General features: G+C 39.6%; 21 protein-coding genes and 1 pseudogene. 5 read left to right on the forward strand and 17 right to left on the reverse strand.

All coding sequences use genetic code 11. The features are described from left to right. The coding region (locus tag AACV33_RS02040) for a LamG-like jellyroll fold domain-containing protein (RefSeq protein ID WP_304503134.1) at positions 1 to 1,215 on the reverse strand (1,215 nt) is incomplete at its 3' end. 152 nt (positions 1,216 to 1,367) lie between these two features. On the opposite strand from AACV33_RS02040, the pseudogene AACV33_RS02045 reads away from it, so the two are divergent. Then, positions 1,368 to 1,698, forward strand: a pseudogene (locus AACV33_RS02045) (IS4 family transposase); the annotation flags it as partial. 108 nt (positions 1,699 to 1,806) lie between these two features. Here the strand turns inward: AACV33_RS02045 and AACV33_RS02050 are convergent. Next, the gene (locus AACV33_RS02050) at positions 1,807 to 2,064 is read right to left on the reverse strand and encodes a YdcH family protein (protein ID WP_017021888.1); all 258 of its coding nucleotides are present in this window, start codon (positions 2,062 to 2,064) and stop codon (positions 1,807 to 1,809) included. Between the two features lie 447 nt (positions 2,065 to 2,511). Here AACV33_RS02050 and AACV33_RS02055 point away from each other — a divergent pair, with 447 nt between their 5' ends. Beyond that, entirely contained in the window at positions 2,512 to 3,129 is a 618-nt protein-coding gene (locus AACV33_RS02055; RefSeq protein WP_182699775.1) for a LysE family translocator, read from the forward strand. Between the two features lie 95 nt (positions 3,130 to 3,224). Here AACV33_RS02055 and AACV33_RS02060 read toward each other — a convergent pair whose 3' ends face one another. The 10 genes from AACV33_RS02060 to AACV33_RS02105 all read right to left on the reverse strand — a co-directional run bounded on the left by AACV33_RS02060 (position 3,225) and on the right by AACV33_RS02105 (position 13,530). Continuing rightward, complete coding sequence (locus tag AACV33_RS02060; protein ID WP_182699776.1) at positions 3,225 to 4,028, reverse strand: siderophore-interacting protein; 804 nt, start codon at positions 4,026 to 4,028, stop codon at positions 3,225 to 3,227. Between the two features lie 35 nt (positions 4,029 to 4,063). Beyond that, a complete protein-coding gene (gene vctC / locus AACV33_RS02065) occupies positions 4,064 to 4,825 on the reverse strand; it encodes an iron chelate ABC transporter ATP-binding protein VctC (protein ID WP_182699777.1) in 762 nt (253 codons plus the stop codon). Between the two features lie 8 nt (positions 4,826 to 4,833). Continuing rightward, entirely contained in the window at positions 4,834 to 5,784 is a 951-nt protein-coding gene (locus tag AACV33_RS02070; protein WP_182699778.1) for an iron chelate uptake ABC transporter family permease subunit, read from the reverse strand. After that, positions 5,777 to 6,712, reverse strand: a complete 936-nt coding sequence (vctD, locus tag AACV33_RS02075) for an iron chelate uptake ABC transporter permease subunit VctD (RefSeq protein ID WP_182699779.1) — start codon at positions 6,710 to 6,712, stop codon at positions 5,777 to 5,779. Before vctD ends, AACV33_RS02070 begins: the two co-directional genes overlap by 8 nt. 77 nt (positions 6,713 to 6,789) lie before the next feature. Further along, complete coding sequence (locus AACV33_RS02080; protein WP_182699780.1) at positions 6,790 to 7,698, reverse strand: siderophore ABC transporter substrate-binding protein; 909 nt, start codon at positions 7,696 to 7,698, stop codon at positions 6,790 to 6,792. Positions 7,699 to 7,820: 122 nt separating this feature from the next. Next, the gene (locus tag AACV33_RS02085; protein ID WP_182699781.1) at positions 7,821 to 8,723 is read right to left on the reverse strand and encodes an EamA family transporter; all 903 of its coding nucleotides are present in this window, start codon (positions 8,721 to 8,723) and stop codon (positions 7,821 to 7,823) included. Positions 8,724 to 8,787: 64 nt separating this feature from the next. Continuing rightward, positions 8,788 to 9,492 carry a phosphonate utilization transcriptional regulator PhnR gene (gene phnR / locus AACV33_RS02090; RefSeq protein ID WP_182699782.1) on the reverse strand — a complete coding sequence of 235 codons (705 nt, stop codon included), beginning with the start codon at positions 9,490 to 9,492 and terminating at the stop codon, positions 8,788 to 8,790. A 15-nt stretch (positions 9,493 to 9,507) separates the two neighbouring features. Next, positions 9,508 to 11,163 carry a putative 2-aminoethylphosphonate ABC transporter permease subunit gene (locus AACV33_RS02095; RefSeq protein WP_370527123.1) on the reverse strand — a complete coding sequence of 552 codons (1,656 nt, stop codon included), beginning with the start codon at positions 11,161 to 11,163 and terminating at the stop codon, positions 9,508 to 9,510. Positions 11,164 to 11,241: 78 nt separating this feature from the next. Continuing rightward, positions 11,242 to 12,354 carry a putative 2-aminoethylphosphonate ABC transporter ATP-binding protein gene (locus AACV33_RS02100; RefSeq protein WP_023602986.1) on the reverse strand — a complete coding sequence of 371 codons (1,113 nt, stop codon included), beginning with the start codon at positions 12,352 to 12,354 and terminating at the stop codon, positions 11,242 to 11,244. Positions 12,355 to 12,522: 168 nt separating this feature from the next. Beyond that, on the reverse strand, positions 12,523 to 13,530 hold the full coding sequence (locus tag AACV33_RS02105) for a putative 2-aminoethylphosphonate ABC transporter substrate-binding protein (protein WP_370527124.1): 1,008 nt from the start codon (positions 13,528 to 13,530) through the stop codon (positions 12,523 to 12,525). Positions 13,531 to 13,760: 230 nt separating this feature from the next. On the opposite strand from AACV33_RS02105, the gene phnW reads away from it, so the two are divergent. From phnW to phnX, 3 genes are read left to right on the forward strand one after another with little or no spacing between them, the layout of a single operon-like run. Further along, the gene (gene phnW / locus AACV33_RS02110) at positions 13,761 to 14,870 is read left to right on the forward strand and encodes a 2-aminoethylphosphonate--pyruvate transaminase (RefSeq protein ID WP_182699785.1); all 1,110 of its coding nucleotides are present in this window, start codon (positions 13,761 to 13,763) and stop codon (positions 14,868 to 14,870) included. After that, positions 14,867 to 16,246 carry an aspartate aminotransferase family protein gene (locus tag AACV33_RS02115; RefSeq protein ID WP_182699786.1) on the forward strand — a complete coding sequence of 460 codons (1,380 nt, stop codon included), beginning with the start codon at positions 14,867 to 14,869 and terminating at the stop codon, positions 16,244 to 16,246. The genes phnW and AACV33_RS02115 overlap by 4 nt, the downstream gene beginning before the upstream one ends. Next, on the forward strand, positions 16,239 to 17,099 hold the full coding sequence (gene phnX / locus AACV33_RS02120; RefSeq protein ID WP_182699787.1) for a phosphonoacetaldehyde hydrolase: 861 nt from the start codon (positions 16,239 to 16,241) through the stop codon (positions 17,097 to 17,099). The genes AACV33_RS02115 and phnX overlap by 8 nt, the downstream gene beginning before the upstream one ends. A gap of 574 nt (positions 17,100 to 17,673) precedes the next feature. Here the strand turns inward: phnX and AACV33_RS02125 are convergent. The 5 genes from AACV33_RS02125 to AACV33_RS02145 all read right to left on the reverse strand — a co-directional run bounded on the left by AACV33_RS02125 (position 17,674) and on the right by AACV33_RS02145 (position 24,697). Further along, the gene (locus tag AACV33_RS02125; RefSeq protein WP_017021904.1) at positions 17,674 to 18,033 is read right to left on the reverse strand and encodes a glutathione S-transferase N-terminal domain-containing protein; all 360 of its coding nucleotides are present in this window, start codon (positions 18,031 to 18,033) and stop codon (positions 17,674 to 17,676) included. 208 nt (positions 18,034 to 18,241) lie between these two features. After that, complete coding sequence (gene putP, locus AACV33_RS02130; protein WP_017021905.1) at positions 18,242 to 19,738, reverse strand: sodium/proline symporter PutP; 1,497 nt, start codon at positions 19,736 to 19,738, stop codon at positions 18,242 to 18,244. Between the two features lie 119 nt (positions 19,739 to 19,857). After that, positions 19,858 to 20,565 (reverse strand): aldehyde dehydrogenase family protein, encoded by a 708-nt coding sequence (locus AACV33_RS02135; protein ID WP_182699788.1) that lies wholly within the window; start codon positions 20,563 to 20,565, stop codon positions 19,858 to 19,860. A gap of 14 nt (positions 20,566 to 20,579) precedes the next feature. Continuing rightward, complete coding sequence (putA, locus tag AACV33_RS02140) at positions 20,580 to 23,738, reverse strand: bifunctional proline dehydrogenase/L-glutamate gamma-semialdehyde dehydrogenase PutA (protein WP_182699789.1); 3,159 nt, start codon at positions 23,736 to 23,738, stop codon at positions 20,580 to 20,582. Positions 23,739 to 23,917: 179 nt separating this feature from the next. Then, positions 23,918 to 24,697, reverse strand: a complete 780-nt coding sequence (locus AACV33_RS02145; RefSeq protein WP_017021908.1) for a helix-turn-helix transcriptional regulator — start codon at positions 24,695 to 24,697, stop codon at positions 23,918 to 23,920. Positions 24,698 to 25,115 lie beyond the last annotated feature (418 nt).

A 25,115-nucleotide genomic window follows, 5' to 3' on the forward strand; every position in this document is an offset into this window, starting at 1 on the left:
CACTTCTTTCTGACTCAAACCCCGACGCCAGATCTGAATATCAGTCAACTGTCCAGATAATTGATGCAAAGCAAAACCTTCTGAATTTAAAGCTCCAAACCACAATGCAAACTCTGATTGTTTATAGCTATTTTTACCGCTATACGAATACACCAATTCACTATTTATATATACCCGAACACCTTTGTTATCACTACTCAAAGCTAAATGAGACCATTCATCTATATTTATTAAATTAGGCTTAGTTGCTGAACTCGAACTATGACTTCCATAACGAGCATATTCTCTACCATATTTATTGATACCTAAATAGCTACGTCTATATAATGAACTGTCACTACTTCCTGAAAGCTGACTTTTAAGCAAATCGCTCTTAACCCAGTACATCATAGTAAAATCATCACTTTCAGGCACAATACCGCTAATAGCATATCCATCATTATCACTAACATCTAATAATGCAGAACCTGATTCTTCTTTTATTCCTTGAAGATTAGCCTGCTTTTCTACATCAATAACGTAGCTTTCCCAGTAACTTTCATTAAAATTATCTACTATTGTTCCAGAATCTTGATGAAGCGGATCACTCCCTATTTGATATTCGATACCATCAGGAATGCCATCACTATCTGTATCACTATTACAAGGATTAGTACCTAGTTGTATTTCATTATTATCTGATAGGTTATCTCCGTCTGTATCCGACTTATTTGAACTTGTACACATCGAAGCTTCAATATGGTCAGGAATTTCATCCATATCTTCATCCAAAGGAAATATTTTGAATATTTGACTCGATTTACTACTTCCTTGTATATTTCTAGCAACAACACGCCAATAAAGAGGCTTTACTTCATCCTCAAATGAAGCCGTTAAATAAGATAATTCATTATTTGATTTATACAGAGTTGGATTTTCATCCTCACTTATATAAAGGTCATAAATAAAACTATTATTTAATTCTTCATTTTCCCACTTAAATGTAATACTTAAATAATTTTTATAAGAACCATTAATTGGATACAATTCTACAAAAGATATATCATCAACATTTCCTGATATATCTTTTCCTATTGTTAATAAATTATTATTTGCATCATATACATAATAGTCATCTTTAGAGTATGAAAGTCTTCCAAGATCATCATAATCAAAGCTTATTGAAAAGACCCTAAAAGAAATAAAGACAAAAAAAACAACCAATATACGATACATTAAAAACCTTTAAAAATAAGAATACTTTTAGTATTTTACCAAAAGAATAATATTCAAAACGGTCATCGTAGCGAAGAAATTAAAGCTAATATTAATGAGTTCATTTCAACTGCAGTAAATGACTATTTATAATCTTAATTTTTAATTAATAACAAAGTGAGGTGACCTTGAGGATTGGCTTTTCTTCAGGAGTTAAGTAAGAACTATGGGGGTGTATTATTGACCTATAACTTAGTGAGTATAGAAATGGTACATATCACAAAGGATGCTAAAGTCAGTCCAACTCGAGTTAGTTTCATTGCTGCGATTAACTTATTTGATACCTAATTACGTTGGTTTGCTCTTAGTCAAGATGAAGCTTTACCGACGAAGCTCAAGCAAATGCGTGAGAGTATTAGCCATTTTATTTTGCCAGATAAAAGAAAGGACCTAACGCTTCCACGCTCAGTCCTCTATGTACCAACCAAATACCCACTCAGGTAATAAGTGTTAATGCTTATCCGAACGGTATTAGACTATGATAAGTCGGCTTTTTTTTGTAATGATTTAATCGATGGTTTTGTCATTGCTTAATATAAATGACTGAGTAACTTAATGACTCGCTTCTTCATGATGCTTAGTTAGTTGTTGGTACAACACATCTTTTAGCTCCATACGTTGAAGCTTTAGTGCATGCATATTGTCATCATCAATCGGACTACCCGATATTTCCAACTGACGGATTTTATAATCCAACTCATGATACTGCTGAAGATCCGCTTTGAATGTCGCATCGGCATGGTTGAGCTGAACAATGTCTAATTTAAGCTCTGGAAAATCTAAAATAAAAGCATGGTTTTCATTTAGCATCGGCATTCCCTTTTCAATCAGATAAGTCATCAGTATAAAGAAATTCACTAAAAGAAATGTGGCATAAAGCGCAAAGTGGCGAAGAGAATTGATAAAGTCGGTAATTCGAATTCATGGCATTATTAATCATATCAAAGTCTGTAGTTTAACGATCGTTTAAACATCATCATGAATAACATGTCGAATAACGTTGCTTAACCGGAGTCAATCCATCCCTTTATTAACAGTTTAATCTTACTAATAGCAACTTGAAATTGACTAACCTGCCTTACTACTATATAGTTTTTTAACTTTTTTTGGTGCGAGCAACAATGTTGAATCAAAGAGTAAAATAGAGTTACTTACTTGGTATGATAGTACTCACTTCTCGCTACGCCCACGGGATATAAACGTGTTTAAATTCCTTAAAGCATGACTGTGTTTCATTATATTTATTGGAGTTTAAAAATGGCGGTTGATACTTTGATGACCTTCGCTGGCATCGTTTTTTTATTGGCTATTATTCCGGGTCCTAATGCCCTTCTCATTCTCTATACTTCACTAAAACTCGCTTTCGTCAATATACTAGGTGTCGGTTTTGGCTTTCTTATTCATGCTTTTGTCTCAGCTCAGGGATTAAGTCTTTTACTCTCGCAATCAGCCATGGCTTTTAATCTCTTAAAATGGCTAGGGGTTGGGTACTTACTTTGGTTAGGAATAAGTAACATCAAAAAAGGATTAGCACTGTCTCAACTTACATTAGATCTTAATCAAGCAACGGGCATTCCGTCTTTAAAAAGTAGCTTTATTAAAGGACTACTAACCAATTTACTCAACCCAAAGATTGTGTTGTTTTATTTGTCTATTTTCCCTCAATTTGTGTCACCACAGCATATTTTAGAACAAAGCATGATATTAGGTTTAACTCAGGCGTTGGTTGTTGCTAGCTGGTTTCTTGTCGTTATCTTATTCGCCACAAAACTTAAGGTATTACTGACTGCACCTAAAACTGCCAAATGGTTAAACTATATTAGCGGTGGGCTTTTTATGAGTTTCAGTGCGACGCTAGCCAGTACTCGATTATAATACCGATAAAAAAGCAGCCCACTCATCAATACTTTCTATAATCGGTATTGAGAAACGAAGCTGCTTAATCAATTTCAATATGTAGGAATAACGGATTAATTACCCGCTAATTGGTCTTCATGTTTTGCCACTTTATGACCATCTTCGGTACAGCCTTCTTTCCAATAACTACTAATGTAAATATCGTCTTTATCTACTTCTTTTTCATTACGGAAATACGCACGAAGTTGTCTCATACTGTTGAATTCACATGCACTCCATACAGCCACTCGACCTTGTTTCCAATCTTGAGCACGAACCGCTTCAATCAATCCGCCGTTCTCTGAATTCACTTCTGATTGAATAATCCAAACAATATTCATTCCTTCCGGTTTAGCTAAGGCTTGCTTGTCGGATTCATGGTTAATTTCAATCACTGCGTATCCCACCGCACTTGATGGCAGGGTTTCTAATTTTGCAGACAACGCAGGTAATGCCGTCATGTCAGCCACTAAGAAAAACCAATCGGCCTCTTTCGATAAACCTTTGATAGAACCCGGACCAACAATGGATATTTGACTACCCGCTTTAGCTTGTTGCGACCAATTCGATGCAAAACCGCCACTATCAGTACTCACACAATCAACTGAATGATGATGACGTACAAAGTCAACATCCAATTCATTCTGCTCTTGGCGCAAATGACGAATGGTATAGGTACGCATTTTTGGACGAGTGCCTTCTTCAATACCAGAAAGATCCGTTCCACCATTCTCATTAAACAACAGCTTAATGTAACCGCCTTCACTCTCGGTTTCAAAATCAGATAAATCATCGGCTTTAAACGTAATACGCTGCATATTTGATGTCAGCAGTACGCTACTAATAACCGTTAATAGTCGTGGTGATGGCTTACTCATAAACACGTTCCTTATCTTATTTTGTACATCGTCTATTACTGACCATAGTACATACAAATACGTTGTCCATTAACTTCATGGATATCAAATTCAGTTTCATAAATCTCTGAAAGAACTTCTTTTCTGATCACTTCAGCTACCGTACCATTAGCAACCACTTTGCCTTTTTTAAGCGCGACAATATTGTCTGAATAGCATGAGGCAAAGTTGATGTCATGAATCACAATCACGACGGATTTTCCTAACTCATGCGCTAAGGTTTTAATATTTTTCATGATCTGCAATGAGTGTTTAATATCAAGATTATTCAATGGCTCATCTAAGAACACGTAATCCGTATCTTGAGCAACAACCATTGCAATAAAAGCTAATTGACGTTGGCCCCCACTCAATTCATCTAAATATTTATCTTGGATGTCGGCTAAATCAAGGTAATTAATCGCGTTATCAATCACCTCATTATCATGCTTCGTTAGCTTGCCTTGGCTGTAAGGAAACCGTCCAAATGCCACCAATTCACGTACAGTAAAGCGCATATTTAGATTGTTTGATTGACGAAGTACCGACAGTTTTTTTGCTAGCGCTTTTGTGTCCCAATCGACCACTTCTTTGTTTTCAATTAATACGCTACCACTGTCTTTCTCTAACAAACGGCTCGCCATTGATAACACGGTACTTTTACCTGCGCCGTTAGGTCCAATGATTGACGTCACTTCACCTTTAATGAACGAGGCAGAGGCTTGATCAACCACTTTTTGCTGACCAAATGATTTAGATAGTTGAGATAATGAAATCATACGTTTCTCTATTGAATTTTTTGCCTAACAAGCAGTGATAAGAAATACAAACCACCGATAAAATTGATCACTACGCTTAATGTCGTTTCAAACTTAAAGACATTCTCAATTACCCATTGGCCCGATAACAACATCGACATCGCCATTAAACTGCTGCCCAATAACAAAGTTCGGTGGCAGTAGGTATGAAAGAATTCTTTAGCTAAGTTTGCCACTAATAAACCAAAGAACATCACAGGGCCAACTAACGCAGTAGATACCGAAATTAGAATCGCCACTAAAATCAGCACCTGTTTGGTTACCTTACCAACATCAACCCCTAGACTCGTGGCGTTGTCATTATCCAACCAAAAGATATCTAACACGTTAGACATTCTAAAAAGCAATGCACTAATAAGTAGTAGAGGAATAACACAAAAATAAACGAGATCTTTATTGATGTTATTAAAACTCGCAAACATGCTGCCTTGAATGGTAGAGAACTCATTTGGATCAACTAACATCATAAAAAAGGAAGAAATGTTTGAGAACAACTGACCAAAAATAACGCCTAATAACAACAAGGTAATAACGTTGCTGTTGTTCTTTTTAAAATAAAAACCAAACAGCAATAACGAGAACCCGATCATAATAAAAACAGATAAGGCGAAGTTCAAAAATGGATTCAATAAGAACACACTAAATGAACCAAAAATCACAACAACCAAGACCTGTGTTAACAGATACAAGGCATCAAACCCCATGATACTTGGCGTTAAAATACGGTTATGAGTAATGGTTTGAAACACCAATGACGATTGAGCTATCGCAATACTCGCCAATACCATCGCCAATACTTTAGGCACTCGACGAGATAAGAAGTACTCGTAATTTGATGCATCTAACCCAATACCAATAAATAAAAATGCAAACAGAACCGTAATGAATGCTAACCCTGTTAATTTAATTGAATCAGACATTTTGTTTTCCTTTAACGATGAAAGCAATAAACACGACACCGCCAAGAATGCTAATGATCATAGAGATAGGAATTTCATAAGGGAAGATAACGATGCGCCCAACCACATCACACACAAGAATAAGAATCGCCCCTACAATCGCCGTTAATGGAATATTTTTACGTAAGTTATCACCATAAAATTGAGTGACTAAATTTGGCACAATCAGGCCAAGAAACGACAATTGACCCACAATCATGACGACCGTTGCTGACATCACCGATACCAACATAATACCGATAAACAAAATTTGTTTGTAATTCAGGCCAATATTAGTCGCAAAGTCTTTGCCCATGCCCACAGCAGACAAACGCGTGGCATACCAGTAGCTGATAATTGAAATAGGAACGGCGATATAAAGCAGCTCATAATTGCCTTGAAGAATGTTCGCGAAATTAGCCACTGACCATGCTGACAGGTTTTGAACTGCATCGTATTTGTAAGCGACGAACGTCGCGACTGACGACACGACATTACCAAAAATGATGCCGATTAATGGTACAAAGATGGCATTTTTAAATTGAACACGATGGATAAATTGGATGAAGATTAACGTTCCGATAATAGACATACCAAAGATCAGCAATAAATTATCGCCATGACCAAAAATCACTAAACTGAGTACGTAACCCAGCATCGCACATTCGATCGTACCAGATGTCGATGGTGCAGCGAATCGGTTTTGGCTGATCTGTTGCATGATTAAGCCCGCAATAGATAATCCAGCACCAGATAATAAAATTGCGAATAATCGAGGTAATCGACTGATCAGTAACAATTCTAAGGCGTCAGTATCACCACTAAAAATAGCCGACAGTGATAGGTCAGCCACACCAATGAATACAGACGTAATACTCAGTAAAACAAGAACAAGCAATAACTTTTTCAAAGCTAACCTCAGCCTGTCTAACAAGCACGAGTCCGACAATAGGACTGTGCTTATTGGCATGAATTTAAGAAAAGGAACTAATTAAGATGAATGGATTCTTTGATATCAGCAACCATTTGGTCGGTTGCCGTCACACCTGAAATCGCGATATACCATGCATTAATATCAAGGTACGTTAAGCTGTTATTTTTATAGGCGTCCGTTGCTTTTACCAATGGATTGGCAAACTCTTCACGAGTGCGGCTTTTTTCTTTATTGATTAGCTTGTCTTTATCAACAATCAGTAAATTTGTTGGATTCACATCACGGATGAATTCATAAGACACTAAGTCACCATGGTTAGATTCTTTAATGCCTTTCGCCGCTTCTTTAAAACCAAAATCTTTATAAATAGCAGAGAAACGCGATTGAGCACCAAAAGTGGTGATGTTGCCACCTGCGCTCATTACCGTGAGTGCCGCCACATGATTACTTTGGTTATGTGTCTTTATCTTCGTGATTTCAGCATCGACACTGGCAATTTTCGCTTCAACTGTCGGTTGTATTTCAAATACATCCCCTAGCATGCGCCATTGTTGTTGTGTGCTTTCCCAATACCCTTTTGAATCGGCAGAAAATACAATGGTTGGGGCGATTTCAGACAATTCTTTGTACGCTTTAATGGCACGAGAGCCTATGATAATCACATCAGGTTTTTGCATGTAAATTGTTTCAAAATCAGGCTCACTAAGGCTGCCCGATGAAGCAAATTCGTTGGTTGTGTATTTAAGAAGATAAGACGGCATGGTTGTCGCTTGAGTTACCGCTACCGGTTTAATGCCAAAATAATCAAGTGCATCAAGAGTGCCTGTTCCAATAACAACAACACGTTGAGGTTTCGTCTCAAGCGTAGTTTTACCTAATTGATGAGAAACTGTAATCATTTCTGCATAAGAAGACGCAGAAACCAGTAAACCCAATAACATTGTAGCGATACTTCTTTTCATATTATTTACACTCAAGTGATAACCATTCGTATTCCTATTGACTATAATGAAAATAACTCTCATTCGCTACAAGAAAAAAGTAAAGATTGTAAACGCGCACAATAAGTAAGGTTTATAAATGTTCAATCCAGTGAAATAAGTAAACCTAACAGCACTGCGGCAACCCCCGCCCCTCTAGTGGGATACCACTTTTCATGCAAAAAAATAATCCCCATCACTAAACCAAAAACAATACTCACTTGCCTTAATGCAACCACATAACTTACGTTATCGACCATCGTCATCGCAAATAAAACCAGACCATAGGTACTTGCCATCATCACACCCGCGATGGTTCCCTGTTTTTTAAATCTCCATGCATGCGAAAACTCATGCCGTCGGCCAGAGACAAAAAACCATACTGACAACCACAAAACAATCGCCCAAAACTGAATTCCCAGATAAAAAACAGCGATGTATACCGCGGAGTGAATTTCCCCGACATTATCATTCAACTCATGTAATGCGGTTTTATCAATAATGGAATACCCCGTTGTGCCAATAGCCGCAACAAATGCCCACAGCAAACTGCGATTAAAATATGCCTTCATCCTGAGTTGTGTTAAATCCGTAATAGGTGTTAATAAGCACCCCACCGTAATAAGCCCGAATCCCATCCATTGTTCAAATGACACGCTTTGCCCTAGTACCGCCGTTCCAACACCAACCATCAGAACGGGTAACGCTCTCGCCATCGGATACACCACCCCAATATCAGATGTTTGGTAAGCGAGGCTTAGTCCATACAAATAAATGACTTGAAAAAAGCCACTCACACTTAGCAATAACCAAAAATAAGAACTCAATGACACAAGCTCAATCTGACTAAAAAACCAATAAAGATAAGGTGTGAGTAAAATGGCAGGGGCAACAGAACAGGTAAAGAAAAAAGCAAAACCGGATCTTTGATTGGATTTTCCTATCAAGTTCCAACCAGCGTGTAAGAACGCCGAAAAAATAACAAGAATACTGGCAATAACCGTCATAATTCACTCTAACTGGTATAAAAAAGGCCTCCTCGATAGGAAGCCTTATCTAAAATAAATAAAATTAAGTCATTAACTCTGCCATTGACTCAATACGTAATGCGTCGTGTCGCCAGTACTCAATATCACAATCAATCAACTCATCATATTGATTGTAATTAACGCGTTCAATCGCCATCGCTGGCGATCCAGAGGTCGCCCTTAATGGCTGAACTGATTGCCCCAACAAAGAAGAGGTACTGACTCGATATCTGGTTTTTTGATAAGTCATTCCATAGTGCTCTCTATAGATGTCCGTCAATGATTGAGACAAATCAAAGCTCAACAAATTAGGAAAAAACTCCGGTCGAATATAATGCGTCACATACACCACAGGGCGATCTTCTAAATAACGCACACGGTTCACTTGATACACTTCAGAAAACGGCGCTAACTTGAGTAAATCAACCGCTTTCTTTGGTGCTAACATCCGCTTCACTGACAGAATTTCAGTTTTTGGTATCCTTCCTTGAGACAGCGCCATATTGGTAAAATTTACTGTTTTCGTCGGGTCATAACACAACGGTTCTGGTGAAATGAACCAACCTCGTCGATCTTCCCTAAACACTTTGCCTTCCGCTTCAAGTAACGACAGAGCTTCTCGTAATGTCACTCTAGTGGTATTAAATGTTTCCGCTAACTTGCGCTCTGATGGCAATTTTTGACGAGCAGAAAACAGTCCAGAATCAATTTGACTCACGATCGCGTCTTTAATTTTCACGTATTGCATTATCATTCCTTGATCTTAACGTTTACGCCACGCTTGGGTTTTCGACTCAATAAACCAACCCATAATTAAGTGAACCACTTTCGCTGTTGCTGCGGCTAACATAATCATGACTGACATCGCTGCCGCTGATCCTGTTTGGCCAGCATCGTCCATATTTAATACCGACACAGACGCAGGAATAGTATCGGTCGAGTAAATAAAAACCACTGCCGATGTCGTCGTTAACGCATTAATAAACAAGTAGGTCGCAATGTCTAGTATCGCGGGAGAGCACACTGGTAACGTCACTTTATAAAAGAGTTTATATTGCGGTAATTTGATAGAAGCCGCGGTTGCCTCAACTTCACTCGGCAGTTGTTTTAATGCCGTTAATGCTGTCATATGCCCTACCGTATAATAATGAACAATTGTATTGATAACCATAAATGCCATCGTACCGTAGAGGAAATTAAGGGGGTTATTTACATCATTAAAGTAAAATATATAACCCAAGCCTAACACCATACCAGGCACCGCCATAGGAACTACACTCACCATTTGCATGCACTGTCTTAATGGAGAAAAAGCACGTCCCTTTTCAATGCTGTACGCACCAATAAAGATAAACAAGGTACCAATCAAGGCTGTCCAAGCCCCTAACGTTAACGAATTCCAATAAGGCGTCCAACCATAGGCGCTCATTTCAGCGAAATTATAATTACTTAATGTCAGTGCTTTATTCCACGGCCAAAATGTCACTAATGACCCATAAACCGCCATCCCTAATACCGCTAAGACTGCCAACGAAATAAGTAAGCAATACACAAAACACACGTTATCACGCAGGGCTTTCGGCTCTGGCTTGTAAGGAACAGAACGCGTATCAAACAAACTTTTCTGTTTCTTTTGAACCCAACGGTCAACACTAAAAGCAAACAACGCTGGCAAAAGAAGCAACATACTGGTGACCGCTCCCATCGCAAAATTCTGTTGACCAACAACCTGTTTAAAAATATCCGTCGCCAATACGTTGTAACTACCGCCAATGACTTTAGGGACCCCAAAATCACATAACACTAAAGTAAAGACGACAATTAATGTACTAATCAATCCGTATTTTGCCGCCGGTAACGTAACCACAAAGAAAGTTTTAATTGAGGATGTCTTTAATGCTTTTGCCGCCTCGTATAAACGGGCATCAGAGGTTCGTAATGACGTGGTTAATATCATAAGTGCATGAGGGAAAGTCCAAAAGACTAGCCCCATAGAGATGCCTATTAATCCATAAATTGAGTTACCACCTAGGAGTTCTTTTGCGATTCCTTGATTACCAAATAAAAAGATCAGGCTAATAGCCGGTAATAATGAAGGCGCTAAAATCGGAGCACTGCCAATAACTTGGAACACACTTTTAAATGGCATGCATGATCGCGTTAAAGCAAATGCATACCCAAACGCCAAGAACCCAACAATAACCGTCACAATGAGACCTAAAGTGAAGGTATTCCCCACAGAATGCCACATACTCGCTGATGAAAAATACGTGGCGAAATTATCAAACCCAACGAATTCTCTGTTATTATTCAACACACTTTTCTTAAGCATTGCCCATAATGGCAGTAGAATAAATAGGCTCATCACAATAAAGAACACACTAAGTACAGCAAATAAAATCACGCTGTCTTTACTCATTCGTTGTAAGTAATGTGAATACGTAAACAGTGAGGGTTTGTTTGCTTTAGGTTGCACAATCATAGTCATAATAAATCTTTATGCTGCTTTTGATGAAATGGCTAACTCAGCAGGAATCGCATAAGCTTGGAGGCTATCTTCAGAGAACGACACATATCTGATTTCCCCTAGTTCAAAGTTACTGTCATAAGCGTCTTTTGCTGCAACATCAATGTAAATAGATTCACAGTCCACATGACGATGTAATTGACATTCAACTCGAACATACGAACCTTGAAATTCTAAGCTTTCAATTCTCACAGGAATGGTATTCGTACTTTCAGAAAAGAACGTTAAATTCTCTGGTCTCACCGCTAATTCAAATCGTTCACCGTTTCTAGGTTTTAAATTTGAAAGTGATGGCAAAGGCAATACCGTATCTCCAATTCGCATCATCGATTCATTCAATACCATCGCCGGAATAAAGTTAGTGCACCCTACAAAATCAGCCACAAAGCGTGTCGCAGGTTGCTGATAAATTTCTTCTGGCGTACCGACTTGTTCTATCACCCCATGATTCATAACAACAATACGATCAGCCATTGAAAGCGCTTCTTCTTGATCGTGCGTTACCATCACCGTCGTAATACCTAACTTCTTCTGTAGCTGACAAATTTCATCACGTAAGTGAGTCCTTACTTTTGCATCAAGAGCTGAGAGTGGCTCATCAAGCAGCAATAATCCGGGTGACAACGCCAGCGCTCTAGCAAGAGCTACACGCTGCTGCTGTCCACCCGATAATTGATTAGGAAATTTCGAACCGGACGTTGGAAGGCCAATCATATCAAGCCAATATTGCACTTTCTCGGCACTGTCCGATTTTGAATAGCCTTGATTTTTTAGGCCTATGGCTATGTTTTCTTCAATCGTTAGGTTAGGAAATAAAGCGTAAGATTGAAATACAATTCCAAAATCTCGCTTTTCTGGTGGTAGAAAGGTGGTTTCTTTTCCGTGTTGAAAAATAGAGCCCGACGTTGGTAAGTCCAACCCAGCAATGGATCGCAACAAGGTAGTTTTACCGCAGCCTGAAGGACCTAAGAAACAAACAAACTCTCCTTTTTCAATAGATAAAGAAATCTGTTCTAGGGCCGTAAATTGGCCGAATTTTTTCATTACGTTATTGATTGTTAAGTACGCTTTATTTTCCATCATTTCAAACTCTCCATTTGGTATACTCCAAATGATAGAATTTGATTATTTCAATACAATGACAATTTTATATAAGAAAGATTGCAGTTTTGTGTCCTTCAGAAGACAGGCCATTAGAAACACAAAAAGGAAGACCGAAGCCTCCCTTTTCTATCATGAATTGCCGTCGTATTATTTTGATTCAGACTTTGAGTCAAATTTATCAGACCATGTTTTTAAGACGCTTTGTCTTTCGTCTCCCATGCGAGAGAAATCCATTTTGGCCATTGATTCCTGAACGTTAGGGTAATTCTTCACGTCACTTGTCACGTCTTTATGAGCCACCACAGGATAAGATTGAATATACAATTCGTTTGCTGTTTTTGAAATTGACCAATCGACGACACGTTTCGCCGCCTCTGACGGTTTGACTAAACCAACCGCATCCGCTTCCCACCCAATACCTTCAGGTATGATCACATCTAATGGCGCACCTTGTGTTTTTAATTTCGCGCCTCTTGTTGCCATAGAAATACCAATGGCCACTTCTCCCATTCCCGCCTGAACACAAGGCTTAGACCCTGAGTGCGTATAATGAGCAATATTATTATCCAATCTTTTCATGTAGTTCCATGCTTTATCATCTCCCATATTTTGAAGCCAAGCAGAAACTTGCATGTAACCCGTTCCCGATGATGCAGGGTTAGGCATCGCGATATGCCCCTTATAAATAGGCTTTGTTAATTCTTCCCATGATGTCGGTTTCGGTAAGTTATATTGTTTTGCTACGATTTCATTAAAACAAATGGCATTGAAAAAAGCGTAATTTCCATACCACGCTTTATTGGCTTGAGGATCAACTAATGCGTCCTTTAATTTATCTTCATTTGCTGGCATGTAAGGCTTTACAACACCTTCATTTTTTAATAATGCCAATGATGACCCAGCCAACCCCCAAACCACTTCGGCTTGTGGGTTATTTTTTTCTGCCAATAATTTCGCCGTCATTATCCCCGTTGAATCACGAACCCATTTAATTTCAATGTCTGGATTATCGGTTTCAAATGCCGATTTATATTTGGCAAGTAAATCCGTTTCAAAAGCGGTATAAACCGTAACTTCTTGTGCTGCAAATGCATTAGTTGCAAGTAATGATATAAGTGCAGTCAGTGATCCTTTCATAAAACGGTTTTTCATTATCGTCTCCATCCTTAAATTGGTATGTACCACTAAATTACCTACCACCATAAAAACGAATTATGACGAAAATATGAACGAATGATGGCAATTTAATGATAAATACCGGAATAAAGCCGATAACACGCCGAGATATGAACCTTTTGTGAATCTTGTCATTTGCCTATTATCAGGCTGAAATTATGTTGATAGAGTAAAAATACAAACTGATATATACCAAAATGGAATTTAACATGAAAAATGAATATCTACTTTTAACTCCGGGTCCACTGTCTACCACACCGACAGTTCGCAACGCCATGCTAAAAGACTGGTGTACTTGGGACGACGAATACAATATTGATGTCGTTGAGGTTATTCGTGACAAACTGGTTGCTCTAGCTACCGAGAAATCAGGGTATACCAGTGTATTAATGCAAGGCAGTGGTACTGCTTCTGTTGAAGCAACGATTGGCAGCGTGATTGATAAGAATGGCAAACTACTGGTGGTTGATAATGGAGCTTATGGGGCACGTATTGCACAAATAGCTCAGTATTTATCTATTCCGTGCCATGTTATTTCACCGGGTGAAACCGCACAGCCAACACTCAGTGAGGTTGAAAATGCACTCATCACCGATCCAAGCATTACCCATGTTGCTATTGTTCATTGTGAAACCACGACGGGCATGCTTAACCCTATAGAACCCATTGCCCTCTTAGCGAAACAACACAATAAAATTGTTATTCTAGATGCGATGTCTAGCTTTGGTGGTATCCCAATGGATATTGCCGATCTTGGTATTGATTACATGATCAGTTCGGCTAATAAATGCATTCAAGGTGTTCCCGGTTTTGGTTTTGTTATCGCTAAACAATCAGAACTTGAGCAATGTAAAGGCCGTGCCCGCTCTCTCACTTTGGATCTTTATGATCAGTGGGATTGCATGGAGAAAAACCAAGGAAAATGGCGTTTTACTTCCCCTACTCATACCGTAAGAGCTTTCTACCAAGCCTTACTTGAATTAGAAATCGAAGGTGGCATTACCGCCAGACACACACGTTATCAAACCAACCAAACTACCTTGGTGTCAGGCATGCGAGGCTTAGGCTTTGAACCGTTATTAAATGACGAGTTGCACTCACCAATCATTACTTCCTTTTACTCCCCAGCGCACGACGATTACCAATTCAAAGAGTTTTATGCTCGTTTAAAAGTACAAGGCTTTGTTATCTACCCCGGTAAAGTCTCTAATGCGGATTGCTTCCGTATTGGTAATATTGGCGACGTTTACCCTAAAGACATCCAACGATTAATCTCAGCCGTTGAAAATGCCATGTATTGGGAAACGGTTTCAGCATGAGCGAATTACTGATCACCCCCCATTTTCGTAGTGAAGGGGATGTAAATACGACTCTAGCTCGCAGTCTGTGGAATGAATCACTGCAAGATGAATCAACCCAATCCTTGTTAACTCGCGATTCGAACGTGTTTTTACATCAAGCCATGTCGACCCCCTGTTTAGATTCTCTACAAGGGGCGGAAGGGGTTTATTTACAAGACACGAGAGGGAAAAAATACCTCGATTTTCACGGTAACAACGTTCATCAGCTTGGCTATGGTCATCCTCATGTCATAAAAAAAGTGACCGAGCAAATCGCACAATTGCCTTTTTCACCAAGACGCTTTACTAACTCAATAGCGATTGAGTGTGCCGAAAAACTCACCGAGATCTGTGGCGGTCAACTTAATAGAGTTTTATTTGCGCCTGGTGGCACCTCTGTTATTGGTATGGCCTTAAAACTGGCTCGTCACATTACGGGCAACTTTAAAGTTGTTTCATTATGGGATTCGTTTCACGGAGCTTCTTTAGACGCAATTTCTGTGGGCGGTGAAGCCTGTTTTCGTGAAGGAATGGGGCCATTATTAGCAGGCGTAGAACGTATTCCTCCGGCGGTCACTTATCGTGGAGCCTTTCCATCTTCAGATGGCAACGATGTTCATTACGCTGATTATTTAGAATATGTCATCGAAAAAGAAGGCGGCATCGGCGTGTTTATTGCTGAAGCCGTTCGAAATACCGATGTGCAAGTGCCGAGTAAAGCGTATTGGAAGCGTATTCGAGAAATTTGCGATAAACACAATGTGCTATTAATTATCGACGATATTCCAAATGGTATGGGTCGGAGTGGTGAATGGTTTACGCACCAAGCCTACGACATTGAACCTGACATTTTATGTATCGGTAAAGGATTAGGCGGAGGATTAATCCCTATTGCCGCCATGATCACAAAAGACAAATACAATACCGCGGCGAACGTCTCTTTGGGTCATTACACTCATGAGAAAAGCCCTGTGGGTTGCGCTGCGGCACTCGCGGTAATGGAAGCAATTGAACAAAACAACTTGCTTGAAAAAGTTCGCCACGACGGTCAATTCATCCATCATCATCTCGACACAATGAAAGCAAAGTATCCGGTTATCGGCGATGTTCGCGGCATTGGGTTACTTTGGGGGGTTGAGTTAGTAACCTGCCCTATAACAAAAACACGCGCCTTTGATGAAGCCGAAGCCGTGTTGTATCAATGTTTAAATGATGGCCTGAGCTTTAAAGTATCGCAAGGCAACGTCATTCAACTCAGTCCACCACTCATTATTTCTCGTGAAGAGCTAACGCAAGCTCTGATTATTTTTGAACAAGCAATTGCCAAAGTATGTAAGGATTTCAACTATGTCTAATTTAGCGTTTAACCCATTTCCAGCACACACCCCTCTTTTACAAGACAGCCCTGTTCAAGCGGTTATCTTTGATTGGGCTGGCACCATTGTCGATTTTGGTTCTTTTGCACCCACCAGTATTTTTGTTGAGGCCTTTAAAAGTGGTTTTAATTTCGACATTAATCTTGCTGAAGCACGAGAACCAATGGGGTTAGGAAAATGGCAACACATTGAAGCGGTTGGTAAACTTCCATCAGTGAATCAAAGATGGCACCAACAATTTGGGCACGCAATGACAAGCGAAGAAATCGATCATATTTACGCAACGTTTATGCCACTACAAAAAGCCAAAGTGGCGGATCATGCCGAGCCGATTTTAAACGCCATTGACGTCGTCAATGATCTGAAAGACAAAGGGATAAAAATTGGGTCATGTTCTGGTTATCCGCGTGAGGTCATGGATATTTTAATCCCTGCAGCGGCAAAATATGGCTATCACCCTGATTATGTTGTCGCTACGGATGACTTACCTCAAGGTGGCCGTCCTGCTGCGTTCATGGCTCTAAAAAATGCCATTGAATTAGGCGTGACTAACGTAAGTACCTGCATTAAAGTCGATGATGCTGCACCCGGCATTGATGAAGGCCATAATGCCGGTATGTGGACGGTTGGATTGCTATTATCAGGCAATGAAGCAGGATTAACGTATGAAGAATATCAAGCCGCAGATACAGAGACACTGAGTGTTGCCAGAGAAAAAGCACGCTTGAAGCTGCAAAAATCCACCCCTCATTACTTGATTGATACTATTGCAGATTTACCAGAAGTGATTGCCGATATTGAAACGCGATTACTCGCAGGTGAAAGGCCTTAGTCATACGACACGCATTAAAAAAGGCCATTATTGGGGAATAATAATGGCCTTAAAAATACATAGCTTGTTGATTTTAGTGTAAGCATCTCTTCGTTACTTCACATGAAAGAGTCTCATGATCAAACAAGAAGCGAAATGCGTGAGAATTAAAATATTTCCCATCACTCCATAATACTTCACCAAAGATCTTGCAGAGATCCATGTCTGATGCTGAACCTTTCTTATCGATTAATCCAATAACAGATAAAACTTGGCTCTCTATATCCTTGGGACAATTTTTAATTGACCATTTATGAGTTGTACTCATTTTATCCATAATAACTAGCCTAATGTGTTTTTATTTTATTGTGATCAAGTCACAAGAGGCAGTTTAACTGAACGGTAACTTAAATCAAGACTTTTTGTGACTTGAGTCTCATAAAGCAACCGTCAATGCTAATAATAGAAGTATAAACAATCAATTTAATATATACGGAACATTGATAATTTACATAATAGATACATAAAAAAAAGCGTACTTAAATAAGCACGCCATCTTAATTACCACTTTAGTATTAATTCAACATGATGAATATTAAGGGTATTTTTTTTCTAAGAAAGCCATGATATCTGAAGATTCATACATCCATGTTGTTTCGCCATTCTCATCAATACGCAGGCATGGCACTTTTACTCGTCCACCACCCGCTAATAATGCAGCTTTATGCTCTTCATTATTTTTTGCGTCACGCAATTCAATTTTCAGTGATTGGCGCTTAATTGTACGACGAACTTTCACACAAAACGGACAAGCTTCAAATTGATACAACGAATAGTTCGCCGTTTCTGTGTCAATTTCTGCTTGTTTAGCAGGATCACGTTTGACCCCTGAAGGCGTAAACACACAATCTAATCCCAAAATAACTTTGCCAAGCACCAAGCGGATTAACTTCATTTTTACACTCCTAGTAAATAATAATTATTATCTGTTGCATTTAACTAACGCGATTGTAACAGAGCCTTATATCAATGCCATTAATTAGATGATGTAACCCATAATAATAAGCAAAAAAATCAATCGGCTTCTTCATATTCAACACACAAAAAAGCCCCAAAAGAGAGCACTCTATTTGGGGCTTTATTTACTTACTGATTAACTAAGGTTAGTCAAACTCAACAAGGTTACGTTCAAATTGTTCGTGTTGTTTACGAACTTTTTCTTCAGGTTCACCCGTTAGCTTGCTAACAACAATAATTGCTGTCGTTGCAAATATAATCCCAGGAACGATTTCGTAGATATCAAACAAGCCACCCGTTAACTGTTTCCAGACAACAATCGTTAGACCACCAATAACGATACCAGCAAGCGCACCATTACGATTCATGCCTTTCCAGTACAAGCTTAGAATGATAGCAGGACCAAACGCAGCACCAAAACCAGCCCATGCATAAGACACCAAACCAAGCACTGAGCTATCTGGATTCATGGCGAGTGCTAACGCAATAATAGACAATGCAATAACGGCAAAACGGCCAACATTAACAATGTCTTTGCTCGTTGCGTCTTTATTCACAAGTTGCTTATATAAATCTTCTGCAAGCGCAGATGAAGAAACCAGTAACTGAGAATCGGCAGTACTCATGATAGCAGCAAGAATAGCGGCAAGTAGAATACCCGCAATCGCAGGATGGAAAATCGCATTCACTAATAACATGAAGACTTTTTCACCATCAATCACTTGACCTGCCATTTCACCATTCACGTAAAGCAAACCAACAAGACCAACTAATACTGCACCAGCCATTGAAAGCGCAGTCCAAATAACCGCAATACGACGAGCCGTCGTTAAATCTTTATTTGAACGAGAAGCAAGGAAACGAGCAAGGATATGAGGTTGGCCAAAGTAACCTAAGCCCCACGCCGCTAATGAGATGATAGCCACCGCACTTAGTGGGTTACCGTCCATACCTGTCCATAACGTCATTAACTCAGGGTTAATCGCCACAAGATCAGTATTAAGTTGGCTGAATCCACCCTGCATTGCTGCAATTGGTACGATCATCAATGCCGCTGACATTAATAAACCTTGAACCAAATCCGTCCAAGCAACCGCAAGGAAACCACCAAATAAAGTATATGAAACAACACACAGCGTGCCTATAACAACGGCAACTTTATAATCAAGACCGAATACAGTTTCAAATAATTTACCGCCAGCAACCAAGCCTGAACTGGTGTAGAAAAGGAAGAACAGAAGAATAAACAAAGCAGAAATTGTCTGAATCAATTTTGAATTATCATTAAATCGGCGAGATAAATACTCCGGCAGAGTTAAGGCATCATCCGTAGTAATACTGTACGTTCTTAGACGTTTAGCACAGATCAACCAATTTAACCAAGTACCCAGTAGTAGACCACCCGCAAGCCATAATGACTCAAGACCGGCAGCGTAAGCATAACCTGGTAAACCAAGCAGCAACCAACCACTCATGTCTGAAGCACCGGCAGATAATGCAGCAGGCCAAGGCCCTAATGTACGTCCACCTAAAAAGTAATCTGATGAATTGTTGGTACGTTTATAAGCATAAATACCAATAGCGAGCATCACAACAAGGTAAGTTAAAAACGTGCCTGTAATGGCAAAGTTATTTTCTATCATTCTATTTCCTTTATATTATTGGCAGTAATGAGGGCCAATAGCCCTCTTACGTTACTTTTTTGCTGTAATATTTTTATAGTGCAAAAAAAGCAATGACTCACGATCACATCATGTGTTCGTTAATGATTACCACCTCCAAGTTCCAGCAACGTGGCGTTACCGCCCACTGCCGTTACATTTATTGTTCGAGTGCGCTCTGTAATAAAGCGTAGAACAAAATGAGGATCGGTAGTATTTGTCAGGCGTTCTTGATCCGTTTCTGCGATCAATTGCGCTAATAATCCATCTCTCTTTGCTAATTGTTGGTTAAGCTCGATTTCTCTCTGCTCACTTCCCACAAAGCAAACGCCCGCTAATCGGACATCATTTATGTCTTTTTCTGAAAAATTTACCTGTTGGACAATCGTGTTCGGTACATTTACATTATGTAAACCATCCACAATTAACGAGGCGATATCAGACTCCCCACTCGGAAGGCCGACAATAATAGCGTTTCCTGCAATTAATGCTGCAGTTATTTGACCCATCAATGCAACAACTGATGGTTTTTCATCCGAAGTGATGTAAAAAACACCTCTAGGTGCAGTGTAGAGTTCGTTACTTTCTCCTGTTGGCCCTGGCATTAATTGAGTTTCCGAAATTAACTGTTGCGCTCTTTGGCATTGAAAACGCACCATTTTTGCAGCAAGGACACCAAATTTAGGGTGTTCAGCTAATGCGTGTGACCATTCAATTAACTTCTCTGAACGTGTCGATACTGACAATTGCGCCCATGATTTCTCTGGTTGAGAAAGAGCAGAATCAATAAGTTGTGTAATAGATGTCATGAGTCTCTCCTTTCTCACTTAGTTGATACAGAATTTGAAGCGATTGCTTGGGTATAACGGAATAAATAACGAGGTCCACCCGCTTTCGGTCCCGTCCCTGACAGTCCTTGACCACCAAAGGCTTGAACTCCCACCACCGCACCAACTTGATCACGGTTGATGTAGCAGTTACCTACTTTGATGTTTTTCTCAATACGGGTATAAGTGACTTCATTACGACTGTGTATTCCCATCGTTAATCCAAACCCAGTGGCATTAATGTCATCGACCATGGTGTCTAATTCGCTGGCTTTGAAACGAACAATATGAAGAATTGGACCAAACTGCTCATTTTCTAGCTGACTAATCGAATCAATTTCAAACGCACTTGGTGGAACAAAATCCCCTTTCTCAGCCCACTCAGGTAATGTCGCTTGAGCAAGTAATTTGCCTTCTTTTGTCATTATCTCAATGTGTGCAAGCAGCTTTTCTTTTGCCTTGGTATCAATCACCGGACCGACATCCGTGCTGTGCAATTCAGGTAAACCAACACTCAATTCGGCCATTGTGCCTTTAATCAAATTCAGAATACGTTCTGCTATGTCTTCTTGAACAAACAATACTCGAAGTGCTGAACAACGTTGACCAGCAGAAGCAAAAGCGGAACGAACAACATCTCGAACTACCTGTTCTGGCAATGCTGTACTGTCTACTATCATTGCATTTTGACCACCCGTTTCAGCAATAAATGGCACCGGAGCAACACCTTTTCCTTCAAACGTACGATTTGATAATGTGCGATTAATCAATTGTGCGGTTTCTGTTGAGCCAGTAAACGCAACACCTGCCACTCGATGATCTGACGTTAATGGCGCGCCGACTGTTTTACCGTCACCCGGTAATAAGTGAATCGCTTGTGGCGCAATACCCGTTGCTAATAAAAGCTCAATGGCACGAACGGCAATCAGTGACGTTTGCTCTGCCGGTTTTGCAACCACGGTATTACCCGCCACCAATGCGGCGGTCACTTGACCTAAGAAAATAGCGAGTGGGAAATTCCATGGGCTTATACACACAAACACACCACGGCCTTGGCGAGCTATCTGGTGAGAAATATCATCAAAGCCAACAATCGTTTCTGGATTGCTGAAATTTAATTTGGCTTGAACGGCATAGTAACGACAAAAATCAACCGCCTCACGTACTTCATCAATGCTGTCGTGAATCGTTTTTCCTGCTTCTTTATGGCATAGCGCCACAAGCTCAGGCATATTTTCTTCAAGTTTATCTGCTAAGCGATCCAAATAGTCCGCACGTTCCGTCACTGACGTCGCTTGCCATGTTGGGAAATAGTCATGAGCCATTTCTAGTGCGTTTGAAACCGACTCTTGAGAACTCCATACTAATGAACCCACTTCATTACTGCGATCATAAGGAGAAGTGATAACATGCAAATCAGACACACTTTCCTTGATCATGCTTTCGTAATAACGCGAATTATTAACAATCGGCCCCCCTTTCCAATAGTTGTCCATTTTCTCTTTTACTGACGCTTCAAACGGTTCTGCTTCACTCTCAACATCAAAGTTAATGCTGTATGAGTTTTTACGATCTGAAAAAATATGCGGCGGTAATGGGATCAGCTGATTTTCAAACGATGGGCAAGCCAATAGAGTATCAACTGGGTGCTCTGTTAAACTTTCGATAGGGCAACTTGCATCAACCAAACGGTGAACAAACGAGCTGTTTGCGCCATTTTCTAATAAACGACGAACCAAATACGGCAATAAATCTTTGTGGCTACCAACAGGAGCATAAATACGAACACTGCGTTGAAACATTGCCATTGCATGTTCATATAACGCATCGCCCATGCCATGCAAACGTTGATATTCAAACTCATCGTGCGTCGCCATTGAAGCAATCGCTGCAACCGTGTGTGCATTGTGGCTTGCGAATTGTGGGAAGATATTGCCTTTAACGTGATCACTTAATAAGTAACGAGCACAAGCAAGATAAGACACATCGGTTGACTCTTTACGTGTGAATACAGGGTAACGAGCAAAACCAAATTGTTGTGATATTTTAAGTTCGGTATCCCAGTATGCGCCTTTCACCAAGCGAAGTGGGATCGTATCACCTTGCTCTTTTGCTAGCGCAGTTAGCCACACTAAAACGGGCAATGCACGCTTAGAATACGCTTGAACAACGATACCAAATTTTCCCCAACCTTTAACGATGTCATGACGATACAGTTTTTCAAATAAAGCCAAAGAAAGCTCTAAACGATCGGCCTCTTCTGCATCAATCGTAATACCAACATCCAACTCACGTGCACGTTCAAGAAGTTGCAATACAGAATCACACATCTCCCCCATGACACGTTCTTTATTCGCCATTTCATAACGAGGGTGAAGCGCTGAAAGCTTAATTGATACGGTAGGATCTGCGGAATTAGCAATGCTTGCCCCTCGCCCTACACTCTCAATTGCCATGATGTAATCTTTAAAGTATTTATGCGCATCAGACTGAGTTAATGCCGCCTCACCTAACATATCAAAAGAATAGGTATATCCCTTTTCGCGCATCGATTTGCCTTTCTTCTGCGCTTCTTCAATGGTTCTACCAAGTACAAATTGGTGACCCATGATCTTCATTGCTTGGTTCATGGCCTGACGAATAACAGGCTCAGAGAATTTATTGACCAAACGGCTGATCGCATTAGAAGGAGAACCGTCCGATTTCACGTCCATGCTGACGACTTTCCCCGTCAGTAATAGTCCCCAAGTCGACGCATTTACAAACGTAGAATCTGAATTTTTAAGATGAGATTTCCAATCTGCCGTACTTAATTTGTCACGAATAAGAGCATCAGCAGTCGCCGCATCTGGAATTCGCATTAACGCTTCTGCCAAGCACATCAATAAAATACCTTCTTTGGTATCTAAGCTGTATTCAAGTAGCAATGCATCTATCATTTGCACCGCTTGCTTATCATCACGCACTCGTTGAATAAGATCGCCAGCTTGCTCTGACATTAGGACTGCTTCATCAGCAGTAGGTTGTGCTAACGGAATGAGCTCTTGAATCCACTGTGCTTCATCAACCATATAAAGAGGGGATATTGCAGACCATAGCACCGATAAAGGCTGGTCAATAATGGATGACAACAATACATCTTTCGCTTGAAACATACCTGTTTCCTCTTATTTGTCTAACCGATTAGTTAAGATTATTTATAGTTAATCGATTTGTTATTAAGGCTAATTGCGAAAGAGTCTATTTTCTATTTAGATAAAATACTTGTCAAAAACTACGATTAAATTGCTAAATCGTCCATACGGTTACAAAATGAGAACAAACGCAGTAATTTTTAGTTACGAATAAAGTGAGAATGACGATATTTGGTGGGAGAACTTCCTTTGTGTTTCACAAATGCATGACTAAATGCACTTTGATTAGCAAACCCCGTTTGTTGAGCAATATCTCCAATACTGAGGTTACTTTCCGTTAACAAGACTTTGGCATAATCAATACGTTTCGTAATAATGTACTGATGTGGCGTTTTTCTAAATTCTTGCTTAAAAATGGCATAAAATTGACTCTCGCCGAGGAAAACCGTACTAGCCAACTGAGAAATTGTGATCTTAGTTCCGATATGTTGCGTTATAAAATTGTCGATCACATCAGAATTCAGGCGCTTTTGCCTTTTGTCAGAATTTTCATCAATTAAATGACGGTGTAATAGCGCGATGATCGTATCACTGCAAGCGCGACTTAACAGATGATCATTAAGATTCGCTTGAATCTCACACACTAATAGCTGAATTAAGTTTTGAATTTGAGTATCTAATCGATAATAACCAGAATGTGCAAATAATGAGTTCACCCGCGAGGCAAGTTCTAGATCTTCAAAATATTGAGGAAAATTAAGTACTAAGATTTCAGATTGATACAAACTTGAAAATGCATGCTGATGATGCGAAGGGATCACTCCTACTTTTCCGGCGGAAATAACGCTGCTCTCCCCGTTTATTTCAAACTCTGACTGCCCTTTTAACCCTATCACCAATTGATGATGTTCGTGGGCATGGAGGTCTCTTTCTTCCGGCAACATAATGATTTGAGCAGGAGAAATCCAATTCAACGTCATTTTACTTCCACCTAGTGTCTGTTGTATTTTCTTTTCTCAGTGTAACTAAGATCATAAAAACAATCTATTGCTGATAAAAATACGAAAGCATGATCATGCTTCAACAAAATACAGTCAATGTAATTTCAATTTAAACTCACCTCATTTATTTTTAAAACCACAAATTAACCTCTTTATTTACAAGTAATTAGAATTACATCTAGTAATTGAGATTTCATATTCTCATATCTTAACTTGATCATGCTTTCTACTCACCGAAACGATGATCATGACAATCATTGCTTAATTTCTCTTTTTATTCCTACAAAATTGGTACGAATATTGCTTCATAAATTACTGTCAAAACTATGAATAGTGGATACTTATCTGCCTAGATTACTTAATGATCACGAGTGAAATAGGTAGATCAGTATCAACC

This window comes from Aliivibrio sp. SR45-2, from assembly GCF_963890165.1.
Taxonomy (GTDB): Bacteria; Pseudomonadota; Gammaproteobacteria; order Enterobacterales; family Vibrionaceae; genus Aliivibrio; species Aliivibrio salmonicida.

Coding starts and splice junctions, on each gene's coding strand:
- AACV33_RS02050 (WP_017021888.1), bottom strand. CDS start 2,064: ATGCTAAATGAAAACCATGCTTTTATTTTAGATTTTCCAGAGCTTAAA.
- AACV33_RS02055 (WP_182699775.1), top strand. CDS start 2,512: ATGGCGGTTGATACTTTGATGACCTTCGCTGGCATCGTTTTTTTATTG.
- AACV33_RS02060 (WP_182699776.1), bottom strand. CDS start 4,028: ATGAGTAAGCCATCACCACGACTATTAACGGTTATTAGTAGCGTACTG.
- vctC (WP_182699777.1), bottom strand. CDS start 4,825: ATGATTTCATTATCTCAACTATCTAAATCATTTGGTCAGCAAAAAGTG.
- AACV33_RS02070 (WP_182699778.1), bottom strand. CDS start 5,784: ATGTCTGATTCAATTAAATTAACAGGGTTAGCATTCATTACGGTTCTG.
- AACV33_RS02080 (WP_182699780.1), bottom strand. CDS start 7,698: ATGAAAAGAAGTATCGCTACAATGTTATTGGGTTTACTGGTTTCTGCG.
- AACV33_RS02085 (WP_182699781.1), bottom strand. CDS start 8,723: ATGACGGTTATTGCCAGTATTCTTGTTATTTTTTCGGCGTTCTTACAC.
- phnR (WP_182699782.1), bottom strand. CDS start 9,492: ATGCAATACGTGAAAATTAAAGACGCGATCGTGAGTCAAATTGATTCT.
- AACV33_RS02095 (WP_370527123.1), bottom strand. CDS start 11,163: ATGAGTAAAGACAGCGTGATTTTATTTGCTGTACTTAGTGTGTTCTTT.
- AACV33_RS02100 (WP_023602986.1), bottom strand. CDS start 12,354: ATGATGGAAAATAAAGCGTACTTAACAATCAATAACGTAATGAAAAAA.
- phnW (WP_182699785.1), top strand. CDS start 13,761: ATGAAAAATGAATATCTACTTTTAACTCCGGGTCCACTGTCTACCACA.
- AACV33_RS02115 (WP_182699786.1), top strand. CDS start 14,867: ATGAGCGAATTACTGATCACCCCCCATTTTCGTAGTGAAGGGGATGTA.
- phnX (WP_182699787.1), top strand. CDS start 16,239: ATGTCTAATTTAGCGTTTAACCCATTTCCAGCACACACCCCTCTTTTA.
- AACV33_RS02125 (WP_017021904.1), bottom strand. CDS start 18,033: ATGAAGTTAATCCGCTTGGTGCTTGGCAAAGTTATTTTGGGATTAGAT.
- putP (WP_017021905.1), bottom strand. CDS start 19,738: ATGATAGAAAATAACTTTGCCATTACAGGCACGTTTTTAACTTACCTT.
- AACV33_RS02135 (WP_182699788.1), bottom strand. CDS start 20,565: ATGACATCTATTACACAACTTATTGATTCTGCTCTTTCTCAACCAGAG.
- putA (WP_182699789.1), bottom strand. CDS start 23,738: ATGTTTCAAGCGAAAGATGTATTGTTGTCATCCATTATTGACCAGCCT.
- AACV33_RS02145 (WP_017021908.1), bottom strand. CDS start 24,697: ATGACGTTGAATTGGATTTCTCCTGCTCAAATCATTATGTTGCCGGAA.